Genomic DNA, 18214 nt, shown 5'->3' on the forward strand with positions numbered 1-18214 from the left:
GCAGGCACGCATCTCACGCGCCCCGCGTGGCAACTGCGGGCGGGACCGCTGCCGCGCGCCGGGCCGGCCCGAACACCGCGACCTGGCCCAGCACCCACAGCAGCAGCGCGCCCAGCGGCAGGTAGTACAGGGGCATGCGTGGCAGCTCGTACAGGTTCATCAGTGCCAGATTGATCGCGTAGGCCGCCAGCATGCCCAGCACGATGCCCAGCGAGGCCAGCAGGAAGTTCTCGGTCTGGAAGTAGCGCAGGATCTGCCCGCGGGTGGCACCGAGTGCGCGGCGAATGCCGATCTGCTTGCTGCGCTGCTGCACCCAGAAGCTGGCCAGGCCGATGATGCCCAGTGCGGTGACCACCAGCAGCGAGACGCTGACGGTGATCAGCAGGCCAACCATCGCGCGGTCGTTCTTGAAGAAGTCCTTGCGCTGGTCTTCATAGGTCAGCTTGTCGCGCATCAGCCGGTTGGGGTCGTTGCGCTCCAGTACAGCAGCCCCCGCATCAAGCACCTCCTGGCGGCGTTCCGGCGAAGTGCGCAGCACATAGGTGCCACCCTCGTCGAAGGTGCGCCGCATGGGCAGCAGCATGGAGTTCGTCCAGTTGTCATTCCAGCCGTTGGGCGTGCTCAGCGTGTCGACGATGCCGACCACATGCAGCGGCTGCTTGCCCATGTAGTAGGTCTTGCCCAGCGCGCTGCCGTTGGGTTCCATCTTGGCGGCGGTGGCCTGGGTGAGGATGACCGGGATGGCGTTTTGCTTGGCGCCCCCCTTGCTGGCGTCTTCGAAGTTCTGGTACTCGCCGGGCAGGAAATCGCGGCCGGCGATCAGGTTGATGCCCATCGTGGCCAGCCCGTTCTCGGACAGGGTGTACATCGAAGCATTGGTGGTCGGCCGTTCCTGGTCGATCTCCCGCGAGATGCTGCTGCTGGACGAGCCGTTGCGGAACGGCACCTGGTTGATGATGGTGACGTTGCTGACGCCGGGAAGCGCACGCAATGACGCCAGGTCCTCACGGGTGCGGGACATGGCATCGGTCTGCTTGCCGATGCCGCTGACGCGGAGCATCACCAGTTCGTTCTCGGCGATGCCGCTGGGCATGCTGATCTTCTCCACGCGCTGGCTGACCAGGAACAGCGCGTTGCAGACGATGGCGCAGGTCAGTGCGACTTCCAGCACGATCAGGGCAGCGGCAGTCTTGTGCCGGCGCAGCGTGCTGAGGATGGGGCGGATGTCCATGGGAGTCCTCGTTCGGTTGCTTACTGCGACTTGAGCTGGATGGCCGGAGTGACCTGCATGGCGCGCCAGGCAGGCAGGAAACCGGCGGCAAGGCTGGCGAACAGGGTCAGGCCCAGCGCGAGCAGCAGCATGTTGCCGTCCAGGTGGGCCAGCTTTGCGTACTCCACCGGTTGCTGGCGCACCGCGAACAGGCCGAGCAGGGCCAGGCCGATGCCCAGCACGCCCCCGACCACGCCGACCGCGCCGGCTTCCACCAGGCACTGCAGGAAGATCTGGCCACGGCTGGCACCGAGTGCGCGGCGCACGCCGATCTCTCCACTGCGGCGCAGGAACTTGGCCAGCAGCAGGCCCACCGTGTTGACCAGGCAGACACCCAGGAAACCCAGTGCCAGCCACAGCTGCAGGCGCACGTCGCTGGGCACCGCGCCGTTGAAGTCCAGCCATTCCATCACGGTGCGCAGGCGCACGTTCGGCGGGTGCTTGAAGCGGCCGGCCTGGCGCTGCTGGCTCGAATAGTTCTCCAGGTAGCGGCGGTAGTCGGCGGCCTTGGCCGGGTCCATCTCCACCCAGTACTGCAGCCACGCGCAGGGTGCGTTGAGCGAGTAGCTGTTGCCATCGGGATTCTCGCCGAAGCAGTTCATGTTGCCATTGCTGCCCAGCTTCAGGTCGAACGAGGTGGAGATCGGCAGCAGCAGGTCCTCGTTCTTGCCGTAGCTGCCGGTGGTCAGGTCGTAGAAGTGCGGCTCCGGGCTCCATTCCTTCATCACGCCGACGATGCGGTAACTCTGGCCTTCCATGCGCAGGTCGCGGCCCACGCTGTTGGCGCCCTGGTACAGCTTGTCGTTGAGCGCCTTGGAGATGACCACCACGCGTGCGCGGCCTTCATCGTCCTCGCGCGTCCAGGGGCGGCCGTACTGCATGGGCACCTCGAACATCGGGAAGAAATCGGCCGAGGTCCAGCGGGTGTCGATGCTGAAGGGCTTGAGGGTGCTGTTGTCCGGTTCGATGGTGCCGCCACCGCCGCTCATCAGCGCCTGGCGCTCGCCCTTGGCCTCGCGCAGCAGGGCTTCACCGTCGAAGCGGGTCAACTGGGTTTCCGGTTCCTCGCCCGCGACATAGGCGCCGGTCGCGGCATCGAGCTGCACGTAGAACAGACGGTCGCTCTTGCCGGGAATCGGGTCGCCGGACAGCACGTGGAACACGGTCAGCGTGGTCATCGAGGCACCGATGCCGAGCGCGATGGCCACCACCATCAGCGCGGTCAGGACCTTGTTGCGGCGGAAGCTGCGTACCGCCAGTCGGGCGTAGTAGGCGAACATGGCCGGGCCCTCACTCGTTGACGGCGACGATGTGGCGCGGCGTGGCCAGCACCGGCTCGCGCACCAGGTCGGTGACCTGGCCATCGACGATGTGCACGTTGCGCTGCGCACGCGCGGCCAGTTCCGGGTCGTGGGTGACCATTACGATGGTGGTGCCGGCGGCGTTGATCTCCTCCAGCAGTTCCATCACGCCGCGCGCCATCTGCGTGTCCAGGTTGCCGGTCGGTTCGTCGGCCAGCAGCAGGCGCGGACTGCCGGCCAGGGCGCGTGCGATGGCCGCGCGCTGCTGCTGGCCGCCGGACAGCTCATTCGGGTAGTGCTTCATGCGCGAGCCCAGGCCGACCTGGGTCAGCGCCTTCTCGATGCGTTCGCGGCGCTCGTTGGTGCTCATCTTGCGGTAGCGCAGCGGCACGTCGACGTTGTCGAACAGGTTCAGGTCGGGGATCAGGTTGAAGCCCTGGAAGATGAAGCCGATCTTCTGGTTGCGCAGGCGGCTGCGGGCGTCATCGCCCAGCGTGCTCACATCCTGCCCGTCCAGCATGTAGGTGCCGCTGGTGAAGGTTTCCAGCAGGCCGGCGATGTTGAGGAAGGTGGTCTTGCCAGAGCCGGACGGACCTGTGACCGCGACGAACTCGCCTTCCTTGACCTGCAGTTCCAGCGAGCGCAACGCGTGGGTTTCCACCTGTTCGGTGCGGAAGACCTTGGCGACCGAACGCATTTCGAGCATGTACATGGGGTGTCCTCTCTCCAGGATTCAGGTATCAGGTATCAGTTGACGGAGACGCGTTCGGCGTCCTTGAACAGGTCGCTGCCGGAGACCACGATGCGGTCGCCCGGCTGCACGCCCGACTTGATTTCCACTTCGCCCAGGCTGCTGACGCCCAGTTCCACCGGACGGCGCACGGCGGTGCGGCCATCCATCACGTAGGCCATGCCGTTGCCCTGTTCGACGAACGGGCCGCGCTCGACCTTCAGCACATCCTTGCGGGTATCGAGCAGCACGCGCACCGACATCCGCTGGCTCTGGCGCAGGCCTTCCGGCTGCGCACTGGCAAAGCGCACGCGGGCGTTGACCTCGCCGTTGACCACTTCCGGTGATACCGCGCTGATCTCGCCCGGGAACGGCTGGCCGTTGCCACCGGTCAGCTGTGCAGGCATGCCGATCGCCAGGTCGCGGGCGAAGCTCTCCGGCACCTTGATCTCGACCTCGAACTTGGACAGGTCGACTACGCCCAGCACCGGCGCGTTGGCGGCCAGGTTGGTGGACTGCACCGCCTGGACCTGGCCGACCTGGCCATCGAACGGGGCGCGCAGGGTCAGTGCATCGACCTGGCGCTGCACTTCGGCCACCACGGCCTTCTGGCGGTCGGCCAGCAGGCGCTTGTTGCGGGCATCCAGGTCGGCGCCCTGGCTCTGCAGACGCGCGTCGGTGGTGGCGTTGGCCAGGGTGATGTCGGCCTTCTTCAGGGAGTCCTTGGCCTTGGCCAGGTCGATCTGCGGCACCGCACCGCCGTCGTAGCCGCGCTGGTAGCGCTGCAGGTCGCGGTCGGCGGCCTGACGTTCGATGGTGGCCTGGTCGGTTTCCTTGCGTGACCTGGCACGGGCCAGGGTCGCGTCCAGCGCGGCGCGGCTGGCCTCGGCTTCCAGGCCGGCCAGCGTTGCCTGTTCCTGGGCCAGCTTGCTGCGCAGTTCCGGACTGTCGATGATCGCCAGCTCCTGGCCCTTCTTGACCACGTCACCGGCGACGACCTTCAGGTCCACCGTACCGGCCGAGATCGCGTACAGGATCGGGCTGTTGGCGGCGATCACGCGGCCGTCGGCAGCGATGTCACGGACCAGGTCGCCGCGCTTCACCTCGGCGATGCGCACGCGGCTGCTGTCGAAGGAGCGGCTGGCATTGGACCAGGCATGGACCGCCCAGCCGATGCCGGCGAGCAGCGCGATGGCGCCCAGCGCCGGCCAGCGGTAGCGGTGCCAGCTTGCGCGGGTGGTGCCGGCCGGGGCGGAGGAAACGATCTGGTCCTGTGCGGAAGTGTCGCGGATCATCGGGTGCGTGCCTGACGGTGGTAGCCGATACGAAGCACGTAGCGTGCCAACTTTATTTCCTTTCAGGTCAATGAGTTGGGAGTCTCGGGAAAGTGTCCGGGTGTCCGCGGACACCTTTCCGGACACTTTCATTAAGCGGACAGGAGGGGGAAGCCGGGCAGGCGGGCTAGAATGCGCCGATCGTCTCCAAGGAATCGCGTGACATGTGTGGAATCGTGGGTGCAATCGCCGATCGCGATGTGGTGCCGGTATTGATCGAAGGCCTGAAGCGGCTCGAGTACCGTGGTTACGACTCCTCGGGCATCGCGGTGATCGACCACGCCGAGCGCCCCGAAGTCCGTCGCGTCCGTCGTACCGGTCGAGTGTCGGAAATGGCCACGGCGGCCGAGGCCGAGGGCTTCAATGCGGTGCTGGGCATCGGCCACACCCGCTGGGCCACCCACGGCGGTGTCACCGAGGCCAATGCACACCCGCACATCAGCCACGGTGTGGCGCTGGTGCACAACGGCATCATCGAGAACCACGAAGAGCAGCGCGAGAAGCTGCGCGCGCTGGGCTACACGTTTGAATCGCAGACCGATACCGAAGTCATCGCGCACCTGATCCACCATCACCTGAAGGGCGGCGACGACCTGCTGGTGGCGCTGCAGCACACGGTGAAGGAGCTGACCGGTGCCTACGCGCTGGCCGTGGTCAGCCGCGCCGAGCCGGAGCGCTTCGTCTGCGCGCGCATGGGCTGCCCGCTGCTGGTCGGCCTGGGCGAGGGCGAGAACTTCGTCGCCTCCGACGTCTCGGCCGTGATCTCGGCCACGCGCAAGGTGATCTTCCTGGAAGAGGGCGACACCGCCGAGATCCGGCGTGATGGCGTGCGCATCTTCGACGAGCACGACCAGCCGGTCGAGCGCGACGTGCATCTGTCCGACGTGTCGCTGGCATCGCTGGAGCTGGGCCCGTACCGCCACTTCATGCAGAAGGAAATCCACGAGCAGCCGCGCGCGCTGGGCGACACCATCGAGGCGGCGATCGATGCCGGTGGTTTCCCCGCCGAGCTGTTCGGCAAGAACGCCGAAGCGGTGCTGTCGGGCATCGAAGGCGTGCAGATCATCGCCTGCGGCACCAGCTACTACTCGGGCCTGACCGCGCGCTACTGGATCGAAGCCATCGCCGGCCTGCCGTGCAGCGTGGAGATCGCCAGCGAGTACCGCTACCGCGCGGCTTACGCGAACCCCAAGCATCTGATCGTGACCATCTCGCAGTCCGGCGAAACGCTGGATACGATGGAAGCGCTGAAGTACGCCAAATCGCTGGGCCACAAGCACACGCTGTCGATCTGCAACGTGCCGGAAAGTGCGATTCCACGCGCCAGCGAACTGGTCTGCTACACCCGCGCCGGCGCCGAGATCGGCGTGGCCTCGACCAAGGCCTTCACCACCCAGTTGGCGGCACTGTTCCAGCTGACCGTGGTGCTGGGCAAGCTGCATGGCCGCATCGACGCGGCGCAGGAAGCGGATTACCTGGAGCAGCTGCGCTTCCTGCCGGGCAGCGTGCAGCACGCGCTGAACATGGAACCACAGATCGCCGCCTGGGCCGAGCGTTTCGCGCGCAAGAGCAGCGCATTGTTCCTGGGCCGCGGCCTGCATTACCCGATCGCGCTGGAAGGCGCGCTCAAGCTCAAGGAGATTTCCTACATCCACGCCGAGGCCTACCCGGCCGGTGAGCTGAAGCATGGCCCGCTGGCGCTGGTGGACGAGGACATGCCGGTGGTGGTGATCGCCCCCAACGACAGCCTGCTGGAAAAGGTGAAGTCGAACATGCAGGAAGTGCGCGCGCGTGGCGGCGAGCTGTTCGTGTTCGCCGACCAGGACAGCAACTTCAACGCGTCCGAAGGCGTGCACGTGATTCGCACCCCGCGCCACGCCGGCGTGCTCAGCCCGATCGTGCACACCATCCCGGTGCAGCTGCTGGCCTACCACACCGCGCTGGCACGCGGCACCGACGTGGACAAGCCGCGCAACCTGGCCAAGAGCGTGACGGTGGAGTAAGGCAGTCCCGGAGCTGTGGGATGCTGCATGCGAAAGGGGCCTGCGAGGCCCCTTTCGTTTGTGCCGGACGCAGTGCGAAGTGGGACAGCCGTCGGGCGTTCTGTCCGTCGTCGGCAGCAGGTAATCATTCTTTAATGCGCGAAGCCGCCTGTATTCAGCGGCGGTTTCAGCCGCGGTGCCATTCTCTGGATCGTCAGTTGGTTCCCACGACGAACTGTCCTATCGATGCCGGTAGTGACCGAGGGTCGCAGTCGTAGAATCGATCTGGCCGAGGTTCGGGTTGAGCGATTGAACCCGCCTCGTTCGCGTTGCAGCACATCGTCTGCCGAGTCATTCCAAGCGGCGGCCGGGTGCGCCAGACGTGCGCTGAAAGGTCTGTTCCCGGGGAGGGGGCGTATCGGAAGAGCACACTTTTTTGACTTCAGTGACCTGCACCAGGAAACAAGAATGAACGTCCGCGAACTCCTGCAATCCAAGAAAGAAGCTGTCATCACCATCGATGCCGAAGACACGATCGGTGCCGCCGCCCACAAGATGAGCGCGAACAGGATCGCTGCGCTGGTGGTGATGAAGGACGATGCCCCGGTCGGCATCATTTCCGAGAAGGACATCGTGCGCACCCTGGCCGACGACGGCCCGCAGGCCGGCCGCCGGGTGATTTCCAGCCTGCCGTCCACCGGTCTGGAGGGCATTGCGCCGGAAGCCACGCTGAAACAGGCCATGTCGTTGATGACGTACTCGCGGCGCCGTCATCTGATGGTCACCGAAGGCACCCGCCTGGTCGGCATCCTCAGCCTGGGCGATATCGTGAAGAACCTGCTGGGCGAGCTGGAACTGGAAAAGGCGGTGCTGCAGGACATCTACATGGCCGCCCACTGAGGGCCACAGCGCTGGAAGCAGAGAAGCCGGGCATTGCCCGGCTTCTTCGTTCACGGCGCCGGTGATATCAGAAAGTGACCTTCACCGAATCGGCGCTGTAGTTCGCCGGCCCGTGATAGACCACTTCGATGTTGTTGCCATCGGGGTCGAGCACGAAGGCGCCGTAGTAGCCCGGGTGGTAGGGGCGTTCGCCTGGCGCGCCATTGTCGGTACCGCCAGCGGCGATCGCGGCAGTGTGGAAGGCATCAACAGTTGCGCTGTCGCGGGCCTGGAAGGCGAGATGGTGGCGGCCGGTCAGCTGGCCAGCGGCGGCACGGCTGCTGGCGCTGGAAATGAACAGCTCGTCGGCCCAGAAGAAGTCTGGCCCTTCGCCGCCCAGTGGGATGCCGACCGTATCGAACACTGCCTGGTAGAAGCGGCGGCTGGCGGCCAGGTCACGCACCACCAGCTGGATGTGGTCGATCAGGCGGCCACGGTGCAGTTCCATCGTTTCCATACGAACCTCACAGAAAAAGGGGACGGAGTCGGTAGCGCCGGGCCGTGCCCGGCGAGCGCGCAGCGCGGCCTGCTCAAGGCCGCCGGGCATGGCCCGGCGCTACCGGAATTGTGCCCCTTTCCGGGTCAGACGTTGGCGATGATCTCGACCCAGTAGCCGTCCGGATCCTTGATGAAGGCCAGGTTCTTCATGCGGCCGTCGGTCAGGCGCTTCTGGAAGGTCACCCCGAGGTCTTCGAAGCGCTGGCAGGCCGCCTCGATGTCCGGCACCGACACGCAGATGTGGCCGAAGCCGCGCGGGTCGCTGTTGCCGTCGTGGTAGACCGCGCCGTCCTGGGTTTCGGTGCCGTGGTTGTGGGTCAGTTCCAGCACGCCCGGCAGGCCGGCCATCCACACGCGGCGCTGGCTGTCGTCTTCCGGCACCACCGCGCCCGCCGGCACATAGGCCAGGAAGTACAGGCTGAACTGGGCCTCGGGGAAGTCGCGCTTGTCGATCAGCTGGTAGCCGAGCACGCGGGTGTAGAAGTCCAGCGAGGCGGTGATGTCCTTCACCCGCAGCATGGTGTGGTTGAACACGAAGCCGGTGGTTTCGGCCGGGGCCTGGGCAGCGACGCCGGGGACATCGCGCAGGGCGGGAATGGTCATGGGGGGGAGGTCCTTCAGACAGGGCCGTTGCCGGCCGGATGGGGGCATTCTACCGGCCAGCACCTGACGGCACCGCGACGTACAATGGCCGGATCGCACCGTTCCGTCCTGACAACGATTGCCCGCCATGTCGCAGCGTGAATGGGTGGCCGCCGCCATCCGCAAGATCGAAGCCGATTTCAACCGCTCCGCCGATACCCACCTGATCCCGCTCGCGCTGCCCGGGTTCGAGGGCATCGATGTGTACCTGAAGGATGAGTCGAGCCATCCCACCGGCAGCCTCAAGCACCGGCTGGCGCGCTCGCTGTTCCTGTATGCGCTGGCCAATGGCTGGCTGCGTGAAGGGCGACCGGTGATCGAGGCCTCCAGCGGCTCGACGGCGGTGTCCGAAGCCTATTTCGCGCGCCTGCTCGGCCTGCCGTTCATTGCGGTGATCCCGGCCACCACCTCGCCTGAAAAGATCGCCGCGATCGAGTTCCAAGGCGGCCGCTGCCATCTGGTCGAACGTGCCTGCGACCTCAACTGTGATTCGGAAAAGCTGGCCCGTGAAACCGGTGGCCACTTCATGGACCAGTTTACCTACGCTGAGCGCGCGACCGACTGGCGTGCCAACAACAACATCGCCGAGTCCATCTTCAAGCAGATGGCCGAAGAGCCCAGCCCGGTTCCGGAATGGATCGTGTGCAGTCCCGGCACCGGCGGTACCGCCGCCACGCTGGGGCGCTATGTCAGCTACCGCCGTCATGACACACGCATTCTGTGCGCGGACCCGGAAGTGTCGGTGTTCTTCGATGGCTACAAAGCCGCCGTGGCCGGTGAGCAGGACTGGCGCGACCTGACCTGCAGCGGTGGCTCGCGCGTGGATGGCATCGGCCGGCCGCGGGTAGAGGCGAGCTTCATCCCGACCAGTGTCGATGCGATGGTGAAGGTGCCCGATGCGCTGAGCCTGGCCGCGATGCGCCATGTCAGCCGCCAGCTCGGCCGCCGCGTCGGTGGCTCCACCGGCACCAACTTCATCGGCGTGCTGCAGGCGGCGCAGTGGATGCGCAAGGCGGGGCACCAGGGCAGCATCGTCAGCATCCTGTGCGACAGCGGCGAGCGCTACGCACAGAGCTACTACGACCCGTCGTGGTATGCGCGCCAGGGCATCGATGTCGACGCCGCCGATGCGCAGCTGGCCGCTGCGGTGGCCGGGCAGGGGTTGCCCGAGCTGCCGTGGTGCAGCCTGGAAGCGCTGTAGCACGGACGACGCTCGCGCCGGGCCATGCCGGCGTCCGCGACGGTGTCTCAGTACCCCGCCGCGGTGAAGGCGTCGAGCACCGCGTCGCGCAGTGCATCGGGCAACGCCTCGATGTCCATCGCGCGGTCATCCAGGTGCAGGGTGGGATCCAGGATGCTGGCGCGGCCCTGGGCCAATGCCTGCAACCACAGCAGCACGCAGATCACGAACTCGCGCTCATGGCCCAACTGCAGCTGGCTGGCGCCGCGCTCGACCACTTCGAACGGGTACCACTCCTGGCTTTCATTGAACGTGCCGCCCTGCTGCAGCACCGCCTGCAACTGCTGCAGGTGGCGCGGGGCGTCGTCGCCGGCATCGCACAGCGCGGCGATCCAGGCCAGTTCGGCCGCGCTGGCAGACAGTGCCAGCGACCGCGCCGGTGAGGCGGATGCAACTGCAGCCAGACCTTCCATGTGGGGCCTCGTTCGGTACGTGTCGCTGCGGACTCCCCCGCATCCAGAGCTTCGGGGGGCGCGCGTAAGGCCGATGTGAATGCCGTGCCCCTTGTCAGCGATGCCTGGCAGCGCCATATCTACCGGGCTGCCCGCCTGCCGGGCCCGTACCCTGGAGACCTGCCGTGACCGTTGCCAACCCCCTGCTCGATTTTTCCGGCCTGCCGCGCTTCGAGGCGATCCGCCCCGAGCACGTGGCGCCCGCGCTGGATGTGCTGCTGGCCGAGGCCGAAGCCGCCGTCAGCGCAGCCGAGCAGGTGCAGCCGGTGCGTTGGGAGACCTTCGTCGCCCCGCTGGACGATGCCACCGAGCGCCTGTGGCGCGCCTGGGGCCTGGTCGGCCACCTGCAGGGCGTGGTCAACACCCCGGAGCTGCGCGAGGCCTACAACAGCAATCTGCCGCGGGTGACCCGCTTCGCCAGTGCGCTGGGGCAGAACCTGGCGCTTTACCGCCAGTACCAGGCGCTGGCCGCCAGCCCGGAGGCGGCGCATTTCGATGAAGCCCAGCGCAAGGTGCTGGACAACACCCTGCGCGACTTCCGCCTGGGCGGCGCCGAGCTGGCGCCCGAGGCGCAGCAGCGTTTTGCTGCGATCAAGGAAGAACTGTCGGCGCTGTCGGCGAAGTTCTCGCAGAACGTGCTCGACGCTACCGATGCCTGGTCGCTGATCATCGAAGACGAAGCGCGGCTGAAGGGCCTGCCGGAAGACGTGAAGGCCACCGCGCATGCCGCAGCACAGAAGGACGGCAAGGCCGGCTGGAAACTGACCCTGCAGATGCCGTGCTACCTGCCGGTGCAGACCTGGGGCGAGGACCGCGATCTGCGCGAGATCCTGTACCGCGCCAGCGCCCAGCGTGCGTCCGAATTCGGCGATGACGCACTGGACAACAGCGGCAACATCGACCGCATCCTTGCCCTGCGCGCCGAACTGGCTGCGCTGCTCGGCTTCGATTCGTACGGCCATTACTCGGTGGCGACCAAGATGGCGCAGGACCCGGCCGAAGTGCTCGGTTTCCTGCGTGACCTGGCCTCGCGCGCCAAGCCGTTCGCCGCCAGGGACCGCGCCGAACTGGAGCAGTTCGCGCGCGAACAGCTCGGCATCGACAGCCTGCAGGCCTGGGACCTGCCCTTCGCCGCCGACCGCCTGAAGCAGGCGCGTTACAGCTATTCCGAGCAGGAGGTGAAGCAGTATTTCACCGAGCCGAAGGTGCTGGGCGGCCTGTTCTCGGTGATCGAGCAGCTGTACGGCCTGCGCGTGCAGGAGGACAGCGCGCCGGTGTGGCACGAGGATGTGCGCTTCTTCCGCCTGGTCGATGCGCAGGGCGCGCTGGTTGGCCAGTTCTACCTGGACCTGTACGCACGCGAGGGCAAGCGCGGCGGGGCGTGGATGGATGATTGCCGCAACCGTCGCGTGCGCGCCGACGGCAGCGTGCAGACGCCGCTGGTCTACCTGGTGTGCAACTTCGGCCGGGGTGCCAACGGCAAGCCGGCCACCTTCAGCCACAACGAAGTGACCACGCTGTTCCATGAGATGGGTCACGGACTGCACCAGCTGCTGACCCGCGTCGGCGAACTGGGCGTGGCCGGCATCAACGGCGTGGAATGGGATGCGGTGGAGCTGCCCAGCCAGTTCATGGAGAACTTCTGCTGGGAATGGGACCATCTGCAGGCGATGACCGCGCACGTGGACAGTGGCGAGCCGCTGCCGCGCGCGCTGTACGAGCGCATGCTGGCCGCGCGCAACTTCCACAGCGGCATGGCCACCGTCCGCCAGCTGGAGTTCGGCCTGTTCGACATGCTGCTGCACAGCCAGTTCGAATCAGCGCAGGACAGCGTGCTGGCGCTGCTCGACCGCGTGCGCACGGAAGTGGCGGTGAACCACCCGCCGGCCTGGAATCGCTTCCCGCACCAGTTCAGCCACATCTTTGCGGGCGGTTACGCCGCGGGTTACTACAGCTACAAGTGGGCCGAGGTACTCAGCGCCGACGCCTATGCCGCCTTCGAGGAAGCGCCGCAGGCACTGGCTGAAACCGGTGCACGCTTCCGTGATGAGATCCTGTCGCGCGGTGGCAGCCGCCCGGCGGCGGACAACTTCAAGGCCTTCCGCGGCCGTGCTCCGCAGATCGATGCGTTGCTGCGCCACTCGGGCATGGCGTAAGGCATCGGGCAGGTGCCAACCTTGGTTGGCACTTCACCGCCATCCACGCATGGCGTGGACCTACCGGAATGCCGGCCAGCGGCCGGCACTACCGGTGGCGGGTCATTCGGCGTAGATCATCTTCCGGGTCATGCCGCCGTCGACGATGAAATCCTGGCCGGTGCTGAAACCGGACAGTGATGACAGCAGGTACACGGCCAACGCACCGATGTCCTCCGGCTGGCCGACGCGGCCGGCCGGGTGTTGCGCATGGTCGGTGGCCGAATACTCCGGTGCGTGTCGCCGTGAGGGTGCCTGCCACTCGCAGGTGCCGATCCAACCCGGACTGATGCTGTTCACCCGCACCGCCGGGCCGCTGCTGATCGCCAGCGCATGGGTGAATGCCACCAGTCCGCCCTTGGCTGCGGCATAGGCTTCGCTGTGTGCTTCGGATTGCCAGGCGCGGGTCGAGGCGATGTTGATGATCGCACCGGCGGCGCTGGCGGTCAGCGCGGGCAACGCATGCTTGCTGCACAGGAACGCGCCGTGCAGCGAAGACAGCCGGCGCTGCCACTCGTCCCAGTCCATGTCCTGCAGCAGCGTGCCGTGCGGGCTGGCAATCCCCGCGTTGTTGACCAGCCCGTCGATGCGGCCGTAACGCTGCAGGGCCACGGCGATGAAGGCGCGCACGCTGGCTTCGTCGGTGATGTCCAGGCGCTGGAACACGGCGTCCTCACCACGCTGCCATTCCACCAGGCACGCCTCGCCGGCCTCCACGTCGAGGTCGCCGATCAACACGCGGCCACCGGCGCCGAGCACGGCCTGCGCGATGCCACGGCCGATGCCGTTGGCGCCGCCGGTGACCAGCACCACCTTGCCCGACAGCGGCGCGGCCGGCCAAGTGGCAATCGGCGGCACCGTGCTCACGACAGGTCTTCGCCACGCAGGCGGCGATGCCAGCCGTCCACGCCGATGCGGTCCAGGGTCTGGATGTTGCGCTCGACGATCACGTCCGGATCCGGATAGACGTCCACCGCGCGCGCCACGCTGTCTTCGCGCAGCAGGTGCAGGGTGGGGAAGGGGGAGCGGTTGGTGTAGTTGCTGGCATCGTCCGCCGCCACGCCTTCGAACTGGTAGTCCGGGTGGAAGCTGGCCACCTGCAGGATGCCCTGCAGGTCCAGCGCCTCGATCGCCGCGTCGGCGTTGTCGAGGAAGTCGTTGTAGTCGAGGAAGTCGGTCAGCACCTGCGGGTGCACGATCAGCGTCGTGTCGATCTGCTCGGCCGGCGTATCGCGCAGCAGGACCAGTTCCTCGGCCAACTGCTCGACCAACGCTTCCGGCGTGGTCGCATCACTCAGCACGATCCGGACCTGGTCCTTCACGTAGACCGCCTTGGCGAACGGGCACAGGTTCAGGCCGATGACGATGCGTTCCAGCCACAGGCGGGTGGCGGCGATCGGGTCCTCGGTGGGCAGTTGGGCGTCGGTCATGGCGGGCACGTCGGCTGGCGGGGCGGACATTGTAGGCGCGTCGCTTGCAACGCGCCGTCGTACCGCAGGTGCCGGCGCCGGGCCCTGCCCGGCGGCCAGATCAATCGCGGAAATTGTTGAACTGCAGGGGCAGCTCGAACTTGCCGGCCTTGAGCACCGCGATGGCGTCCTGCAGGTCATCGCGCTTCTTGCCCTGCACGCGCAGCTTGTCGCCGTTGATCTGGCTTTCAACCTTCAGCTTGGCCTCCTTCAGTGCAGCGGCGATCTTCTTGGCGACCTTCTGCTCGATGCCCTGCTTGACGGTGATCTTCTGCCGGGCCTGGGCCAGGTTGGTCTCGATGTCGCCGAATTCGAGGCTGAGCACATCGATGCCGCGCGCGGCCAGGCGTGCACGCAGGATGTCGTTCATCTGCTTGAGCTGGAATTCGGTCGGCGCGAACTGGTTGATCACATCGCCATCGCGTTCGAACTTGGCATCCACGCCCTTGAAATCGAAGCGGGTGGCCAGTTCGCGGTTGGCCTGGTCGATGGCGTTGGTCAGTTCGTGGGTGTCGACTTCGGACACGACGTCGAAGGAAGGCATGGGCGATGCTCCGCAGGATTCAGTGGCAGCCATTCTATCGCGAGGACCCCATGCCCGCCCTTTGTAGAACCGAGCGCGGGTTCGGCTCTACAGAAAGCGACGACCGGGCGATAATGGGCCATGAACGTGCAACGCTCCCCCTCGCGCGCAGTGGCCTGGATGGTCGCTGCGGTCGCCTGCTTCTCGCTGATGGATGCTGGCATGAAGCAGCTGTCGGCCAGCTATCCCACGCTGGAAGTAACCTTCCTGCGCGGCGCGACCTCGTTGCCGTTCGTGCTGGTCTGGGTGCTGGCCAGCGCCGGGCCGCGTTCGCTGGTGCCGCGCCGCTGGGGGCTGCACCTGCTGCGTGGTGCGCTGGGCATGGCGATGATCGGCTGCTTCGTGTTCGCGCTGCGCGACCTGCCGCTGTCCACTGCCTACACCATCTATTTCGTTGCCCCGCTGCTGATTGCCGCATTGTCGGTGCCGTTGCTGGGCGAGCGGGTCGGGCCACGGCGCTGGGTCGCCATCGGTATCGGCCTGGTCGGCGTGCTGGTGGTGCTGCGGCCGGGCGTCGATGGCTTCATCTCGGTGCCGGGGCTGATGGTGCTGGCAGCGGCCACCGCTTACGCCATTGCGGCGATCACGGTCAGCCTGCTGACCCGCACCGATACCTCGCAGTCGATGGTGGTCTGGTTCCTGGTGATCATGGCCATCGGTGCCGGCCTGCTGGCCCTTCCCGGCTGGGTGCCGCTGCAGCTGGCGCATGCGCCGCTGATTGCCGGCATGGGCCTGGCCGGGGCACTGGGCCAGATCGCCCTGACCAAGGCCTTCCAGCTGGGCGAGGCCTCGATGATCGCGCCGTTGGAGTACAGCGGGCTGGTCTGGGTGATCGGTTGGGACCTGGCCTTCTGGGGTCAGCTGCCCGATGGCTATACCTGGGTGGGCGCGGCGATCATCGTGGCTTCGGGGCTTTACCTGCTGCACCGTGAGCGGGTGAACCGGCAGGAGCCGCCGAAGCCGTTGGACCACCCCTGAGCCGGGGTAGGGTCGGCCGGCAACCCCTTGCGCCGGAGGCACTGCTGCAGGTGCCGGCCAGCGGCCGGCACTACCGTGGGCAGCGGCTTAGAACCAAAAGGAATAACATTCTGGCCCATGGCGCGGGCGCGCGACCGCCTGCGCTGGTAGGCTGCACGCCCCCTTCCGTCACCCAGCCGGTGAGCCACGCCCGTGATCGAGTTCCAGCGCCTGCACAAATCCTATGCCGTTGCCGGCCGCGAGATCAGCGCGCTGCAACCGTTGGACCTGACCATCGAGGCCGGTGAGGTTTTCGGCATCATCGGCCATTCCGGCGCCGGCAAGTCGACCCTGATCCGCATGATCAACCGCCTGGAAGAACCCAGCGGTGGCCGGCTGCTGATCGGTGGCGAGGATGTCACCGCGCTGGACGCGGACGGCCTGCGCGCGCTGCGCCGGCGCATCGGCATGATCTTCCAGCACTTCAACCTGCTGTCCTCGCGCACGGTGGCGGGCAATGTCGCCTTCCCGCTGGAACTGGCCGGCACGCCGAAGACGGAAATCGACGCGCGCGTGGCCGAGCTGTTGCAGACCGTGGGCCTGGAAGCGCATGCGCAGAAGTATCCGGCGCAGCTGTCCGGTGGCCAGAAGCAGCGCGTCGGTATCGCCCGCGCACTGGCGACCCGTCCGCAGATCCTGCTGTGCGACGAGGCCACCAGTGCGCTCGACCCGCAGACCACTGCATCGGTGCTGTCGCTGCTGTCGAAGATCAACCGCGAGCTCGGCCTGACCATCGTGCTGATCACCCATGAGATGGACGTGATCCGCCGTGTCTGCGACCGCGTTGCGGTGCTCGATGCCGGCCAGATGGTCGAAACCGGTCCGGTCACCCGGGTGTTCCTGCACCCGCAGCATCCGACCACGCGCCGTTTCGTCAGTGAGTCGGAGCATGTGGACGAGGGGGCGCTGCACCGTGATTTCGATGCCGTTGGCGGCCGTATCGTGCGCCTGACCTTCCTCGGTGGCGACACCTATGAACCCCTGCTCGGCAGCGTCGCGCGGCAGACCGGGGTTGACTACAACATCCTGTCCGGTCGTATCGACCGGATCAAGGACACCCCGTATGGCCAGCTGGTGGTCGCCCTGGTGGGCGGCGACCAGTCCGCCGCGCAGGCTGCCTTCGTGGCCGCCGGCGTGCACGTCGAGGAGCTGCGTCGATGATCATTGCTGCTGCTGGCGGCTTCTTCCGCCACCTGGATGCGGGCAAGTGGGCCGACATCGGCCAGGCCACCCTCGACACGCTGCTGATGCTGCTCGGTTCGCTGCCGCTGACCCTCGCCATCGGCCTGCCGCTGGGCGTGCTGCTGTACCTGTTCGGCGCACCACAGATGAAGCGGAGGCCGTTCGCCTATGGCGCGCTGGCACTGGTGGTGAACCTGTTGCGCTCGGTGCCCTTCATCATCCTGATGATCGTGCTGATCCCGGTCACGTTGTTCCTGATGGGAACCTCGCTGGGCGTGCGCGGCGCGATCGTACCGCTGGTGATCGGCGCAGCGCCGTTCTACGCGCGCCTGGTCGAGACCGCGCTGCGCGAAGTGGATCGAGGCGTCATCGAGGCGACCCAGGCGATGGGCGCCACCACCTGGCAGCTGGTCACCCGCGTGCTGCTGCCGGAAGCGCGTCCCGGCCTGATCGCCGGTGCCACCGTCACCACCGTGGCCCTGATCGGCTTCACCGCGATGGGCGGTGCGATCGGCTCGGGCGGCCTTGGCGACCTGGCGTTCCGCGACGGCTACCAGCGTTCGCACACCGACGTCGCCCTGGTCACCGTGGTCCTGCTGCTGATCCTGGTGCAGCTGCTGCAGATGCTCGGCGACCGCCTGGTCGCGCATTACAGCCGCAGATAGCAGAATGCCGGGCGGCAGCCGGCCAGCGGCTGGCTCTACCCGATTGCCGGGAAAAAACGGTAGTGCCGGCCGCTGGCCGGCAATCCCACGAACGATCAACGCGCGTTCGGTACTTCGTAGCCCAGCTTGCCGACCTGTTCCGGATGCTGCGGCACGCGCTTGAGCTTGTCGGTGTTCACGCCGTACTCGTCGCGCAGGCGCTCGGCCAGCTCCTTGTACAGGGTTTTGTCCATGTCCGGCGTGCGCGAGAAGATCCAGGCCATCTCGCGGCCCGGGTAGCCGATCAGTGCCCACGAATAGTCCGGGGCGACGTCCAGCACCCGAGAGTGGGTCGGCACCACGCGGTAGAACCAGGTGCGCCAGCCGTGGTTGCCGCTGTCCGGGTCGACGCTGGCGCGTGCGCGGATCTCCTGCAGGGGTTCGCCGAAGCCGTCGCGGTAGCGGTAGGTGATGCCGACCTTGTGCTCATCGCGCAACTCGTACTCGTTGACGCTGGCGACGTGCCCGCGTTCGATGAAGTTCGGCACGCGGCCGATCACGTACCAGGTGCCCATGAAGCGCTTGAGGTCGATCGGGGCATCCGGATCGGCGCGCGGGGCGCTGGCACGGGGCGATGGCGGCTCACCGACCGCCATGGCGGGACCCGCCAGGGACAGGGCCAGCAACACGGCGCAGAGCGGGCGGATCGAAGTCATGCGGGAGCGGGCTCAGGAGG

At 66.9% G+C, this 18214-nt stretch carries 18 protein-coding genes; 7 read left to right on the forward strand and 11 right to left on the reverse strand.

Annotated features, from left to right (window positions below):
• Positions 1–13: 13 nt before the first annotated feature.
• From KXV01_RS06235 to KXV01_RS06250, 4 genes are read right to left on the reverse strand one after another with little or no spacing between them, the layout of a single operon-like run.
• A complete protein-coding gene (locus KXV01_RS06235) occupies positions 14–1231 on the reverse strand; it encodes an FtsX-like permease family protein (RefSeq protein ID WP_049411099.1) in 1218 nt (405 codons plus the stop codon).
• 20 nt (positions 1232–1251) lie between these two features.
• Positions 1252–2550: an ABC transporter permease gene (locus tag KXV01_RS06240; protein ID WP_005419489.1), complete on the reverse strand. Its 1299-nt coding sequence runs from the start codon at positions 2548–2550 to the stop codon at positions 1252–1254.
• A gap of 10 nt (positions 2551–2560) precedes the next feature.
• Positions 2561–3283, reverse strand: coding sequence for an ABC transporter ATP-binding protein (locus KXV01_RS06245; RefSeq protein ID WP_049411097.1), 723 nt, complete (start codon positions 3281–3283; stop codon positions 2561–2563).
• A 35-nt stretch (positions 3284–3318) separates the two neighbouring features.
• A complete protein-coding gene (locus tag KXV01_RS06250) occupies positions 3319–4596 on the reverse strand; it encodes an efflux RND transporter periplasmic adaptor subunit (protein ID WP_049411094.1) in 1278 nt (425 codons plus the stop codon).
• A 203-nt stretch (positions 4597–4799) separates the two neighbouring features.
• Here KXV01_RS06250 and glmS point away from each other — a divergent pair, with 203 nt between their 5' ends.
• Positions 4800–6638 (forward strand): glutamine--fructose-6-phosphate transaminase (isomerizing), encoded by a 1839-nt coding sequence (gene glmS, locus KXV01_RS06255; RefSeq protein WP_134709721.1) that lies wholly within the window; start codon positions 4800–4802, stop codon positions 6636–6638.
• 447 nt (positions 6639–7085) lie between these two features.
• Positions 7086–7517 carry a CBS domain-containing protein gene (locus KXV01_RS06260; RefSeq protein ID WP_005411115.1) on the forward strand — a complete coding sequence of 144 codons (432 nt, stop codon included), beginning with the start codon at positions 7086–7088 and terminating at the stop codon, positions 7515–7517.
• Between the two features lie 67 nt (positions 7518–7584).
• On the opposite strand, the gene KXV01_RS06265 is transcribed toward KXV01_RS06260, so the two are convergent.
• Together KXV01_RS06265 and gloA are read right to left on the reverse strand one after the other, a co-directional pair.
• The gene (locus KXV01_RS06265) at positions 7585–8013 is read right to left on the reverse strand and encodes a VOC family protein (RefSeq protein ID WP_005419481.1); all 429 of its coding nucleotides are present in this window, start codon (positions 8011–8013) and stop codon (positions 7585–7587) included.
• A 125-nt stretch (positions 8014–8138) separates the two neighbouring features.
• Positions 8139–8657 carry a lactoylglutathione lyase gene (gene gloA / locus KXV01_RS06270; protein WP_049411085.1) on the reverse strand — a complete coding sequence of 173 codons (519 nt, stop codon included), beginning with the start codon at positions 8655–8657 and terminating at the stop codon, positions 8139–8141.
• 127 nt (positions 8658–8784) lie between these two features.
• Between gloA and KXV01_RS06275 the strand changes: the two genes are divergently transcribed.
• Complete coding sequence (locus tag KXV01_RS06275; RefSeq protein ID WP_263467601.1) at positions 8785–9897, forward strand: PLP-dependent cysteine synthase family protein; 1113 nt, start codon at positions 8785–8787, stop codon at positions 9895–9897.
• A gap of 47 nt (positions 9898–9944) precedes the next feature.
• On the opposite strand, the gene KXV01_RS06280 is transcribed toward KXV01_RS06275, so the two are convergent.
• Positions 9945–10349 carry a hypothetical protein gene (locus KXV01_RS06280; RefSeq protein ID WP_005419475.1) on the reverse strand — a complete coding sequence of 135 codons (405 nt, stop codon included), beginning with the start codon at positions 10347–10349 and terminating at the stop codon, positions 9945–9947.
• A gap of 164 nt (positions 10350–10513) precedes the next feature.
• On the opposite strand from KXV01_RS06280, the gene KXV01_RS06285 reads away from it, so the two are divergent.
• Positions 10514–12544: a M3 family metallopeptidase gene (locus KXV01_RS06285; protein ID WP_263467602.1), complete on the forward strand. Its 2031-nt coding sequence runs from the start codon at positions 10514–10516 to the stop codon at positions 12542–12544.
• Positions 12545–12646: 102 nt separating this feature from the next.
• Here the strand turns inward: KXV01_RS06285 and KXV01_RS06290 are convergent, their stop codons facing one another.
• The 3 genes from KXV01_RS06290 to KXV01_RS06300 form a co-directional block, all read right to left on the reverse strand.
• Positions 12647–13450, reverse strand: a complete 804-nt coding sequence (locus tag KXV01_RS06290; protein ID WP_263467603.1) for an SDR family oxidoreductase — start codon at positions 13448–13450, stop codon at positions 12647–12649.
• Positions 13447–14013, reverse strand: coding sequence for a DUF1415 domain-containing protein (locus tag KXV01_RS06295; protein WP_049411072.1), 567 nt, complete (start codon positions 14011–14013; stop codon positions 13447–13449). The genes KXV01_RS06290 and KXV01_RS06295 overlap by 4 nt, the downstream gene beginning before the upstream one ends.
• A gap of 100 nt (positions 14014–14113) precedes the next feature.
• A complete protein-coding gene (locus KXV01_RS06300) occupies positions 14114–14596 on the reverse strand; it encodes a YajQ family cyclic di-GMP-binding protein (RefSeq protein ID WP_049411069.1) in 483 nt (160 codons plus the stop codon).
• 120 nt (positions 14597–14716) lie between these two features.
• Between KXV01_RS06300 and KXV01_RS06305 the strand changes: the two genes are divergently transcribed.
• The 3 genes from KXV01_RS06305 (at position 14717) to KXV01_RS06315 (ending at position 17499) form a co-directional block, all read left to right on the forward strand.
• Entirely contained in the window at positions 14717–15613 is an 897-nt protein-coding gene (locus KXV01_RS06305) for a DMT family transporter (protein ID WP_263467604.1), read from the forward strand.
• A 192-nt stretch (positions 15614–15805) separates the two neighbouring features.
• Entirely contained in the window at positions 15806–16813 is a 1008-nt protein-coding gene (locus KXV01_RS06310) for a methionine ABC transporter ATP-binding protein (protein WP_033834529.1), read from the forward strand.
• On the forward strand, positions 16810–17499 hold the full coding sequence (locus tag KXV01_RS06315; RefSeq protein ID WP_049435613.1) for a methionine ABC transporter permease: 690 nt from the start codon (positions 16810–16812) through the stop codon (positions 17497–17499). Before KXV01_RS06310 ends, KXV01_RS06315 begins: the two co-directional genes overlap by 4 nt.
• Positions 17500–17594: 95 nt before the next feature.
• Here KXV01_RS06315 and KXV01_RS06320 read toward each other — a convergent pair whose 3' ends face one another.
• Positions 17595–18194, reverse strand: coding sequence for a lipocalin family protein (locus tag KXV01_RS06320; protein WP_164284258.1), 600 nt, complete (start codon positions 18192–18194; stop codon positions 17595–17597).
• Positions 18195–18214 lie beyond the last annotated feature (20 nt).

This window comes from Stenotrophomonas sp. Ps181 (assembly GCF_025697425.1).
GTDB classification, from domain to species: Bacteria; Pseudomonadota; Gammaproteobacteria; order Xanthomonadales; family Xanthomonadaceae; genus Stenotrophomonas; species Stenotrophomonas sepilia.

Bases quoted from the DNA above. Each gene is read 5' to 3' on its own strand.
- glmS (WP_134709721.1), top strand. From the start codon at position 4,800: ATGTGTGGAATCGTGGGTGCAATCGCCGATCGCGATGTGGTGCCGGTA.
- KXV01_RS06305 (WP_263467604.1), top strand. From the start codon at position 14,717: ATGAACGTGCAACGCTCCCCCTCGCGCGCAGTGGCCTGGATGGTCGCT.
- KXV01_RS06240 (WP_005419489.1), bottom strand. From the start codon at position 2,550: ATGTTCGCCTACTACGCCCGACTGGCGGTACGCAGCTTCCGCCGCAAC.
- gloA (WP_049411085.1), bottom strand. From the start codon at position 8,657: ATGACCATTCCCGCCCTGCGCGATGTCCCCGGCGTCGCTGCCCAGGCC.
- KXV01_RS06295 (WP_049411072.1), bottom strand. From the start codon at position 14,013: ATGACCGACGCCCAACTGCCCACCGAGGACCCGATCGCCGCCACCCGC.
- KXV01_RS06275 (WP_263467601.1), top strand. From the start codon at position 8,785: ATGTCGCAGCGTGAATGGGTGGCCGCCGCCATCCGCAAGATCGAAGCC.
- KXV01_RS06280 (WP_005419475.1), bottom strand. From the start codon at position 10,349: ATGGAAGGTCTGGCTGCAGTTGCATCCGCCTCACCGGCGCGGTCGCTG.
- KXV01_RS06245 (WP_049411097.1), bottom strand. From the start codon at position 3,283: ATGTACATGCTCGAAATGCGTTCGGTCGCCAAGGTCTTCCGCACCGAA.
- KXV01_RS06300 (WP_049411069.1), bottom strand. From the start codon at position 14,596: ATGCCTTCCTTCGACGTCGTGTCCGAAGTCGACACCCACGAACTGACC.
- KXV01_RS06250 (WP_049411094.1), bottom strand. From the start codon at position 4,596: ATGATCCGCGACACTTCCGCACAGGACCAGATCGTTTCCTCCGCCCCG.
- KXV01_RS06320 (WP_164284258.1), bottom strand. From the start codon at position 18,194: ATGACTTCGATCCGCCCGCTCTGCGCCGTGTTGCTGGCCCTGTCCCTG.
- KXV01_RS06260 (WP_005411115.1), top strand. From the start codon at position 7,086: ATGAACGTCCGCGAACTCCTGCAATCCAAGAAAGAAGCTGTCATCACC.
- KXV01_RS06265 (WP_005419481.1), bottom strand. From the start codon at position 8,013: ATGGAAACGATGGAACTGCACCGTGGCCGCCTGATCGACCACATCCAG.
- KXV01_RS06315 (WP_049435613.1), top strand. From the start codon at position 16,810: ATGATCATTGCTGCTGCTGGCGGCTTCTTCCGCCACCTGGATGCGGGC.
- KXV01_RS06235 (WP_049411099.1), bottom strand. From the start codon at position 1,231: ATGGACATCCGCCCCATCCTCAGCACGCTGCGCCGGCACAAGACTGCC.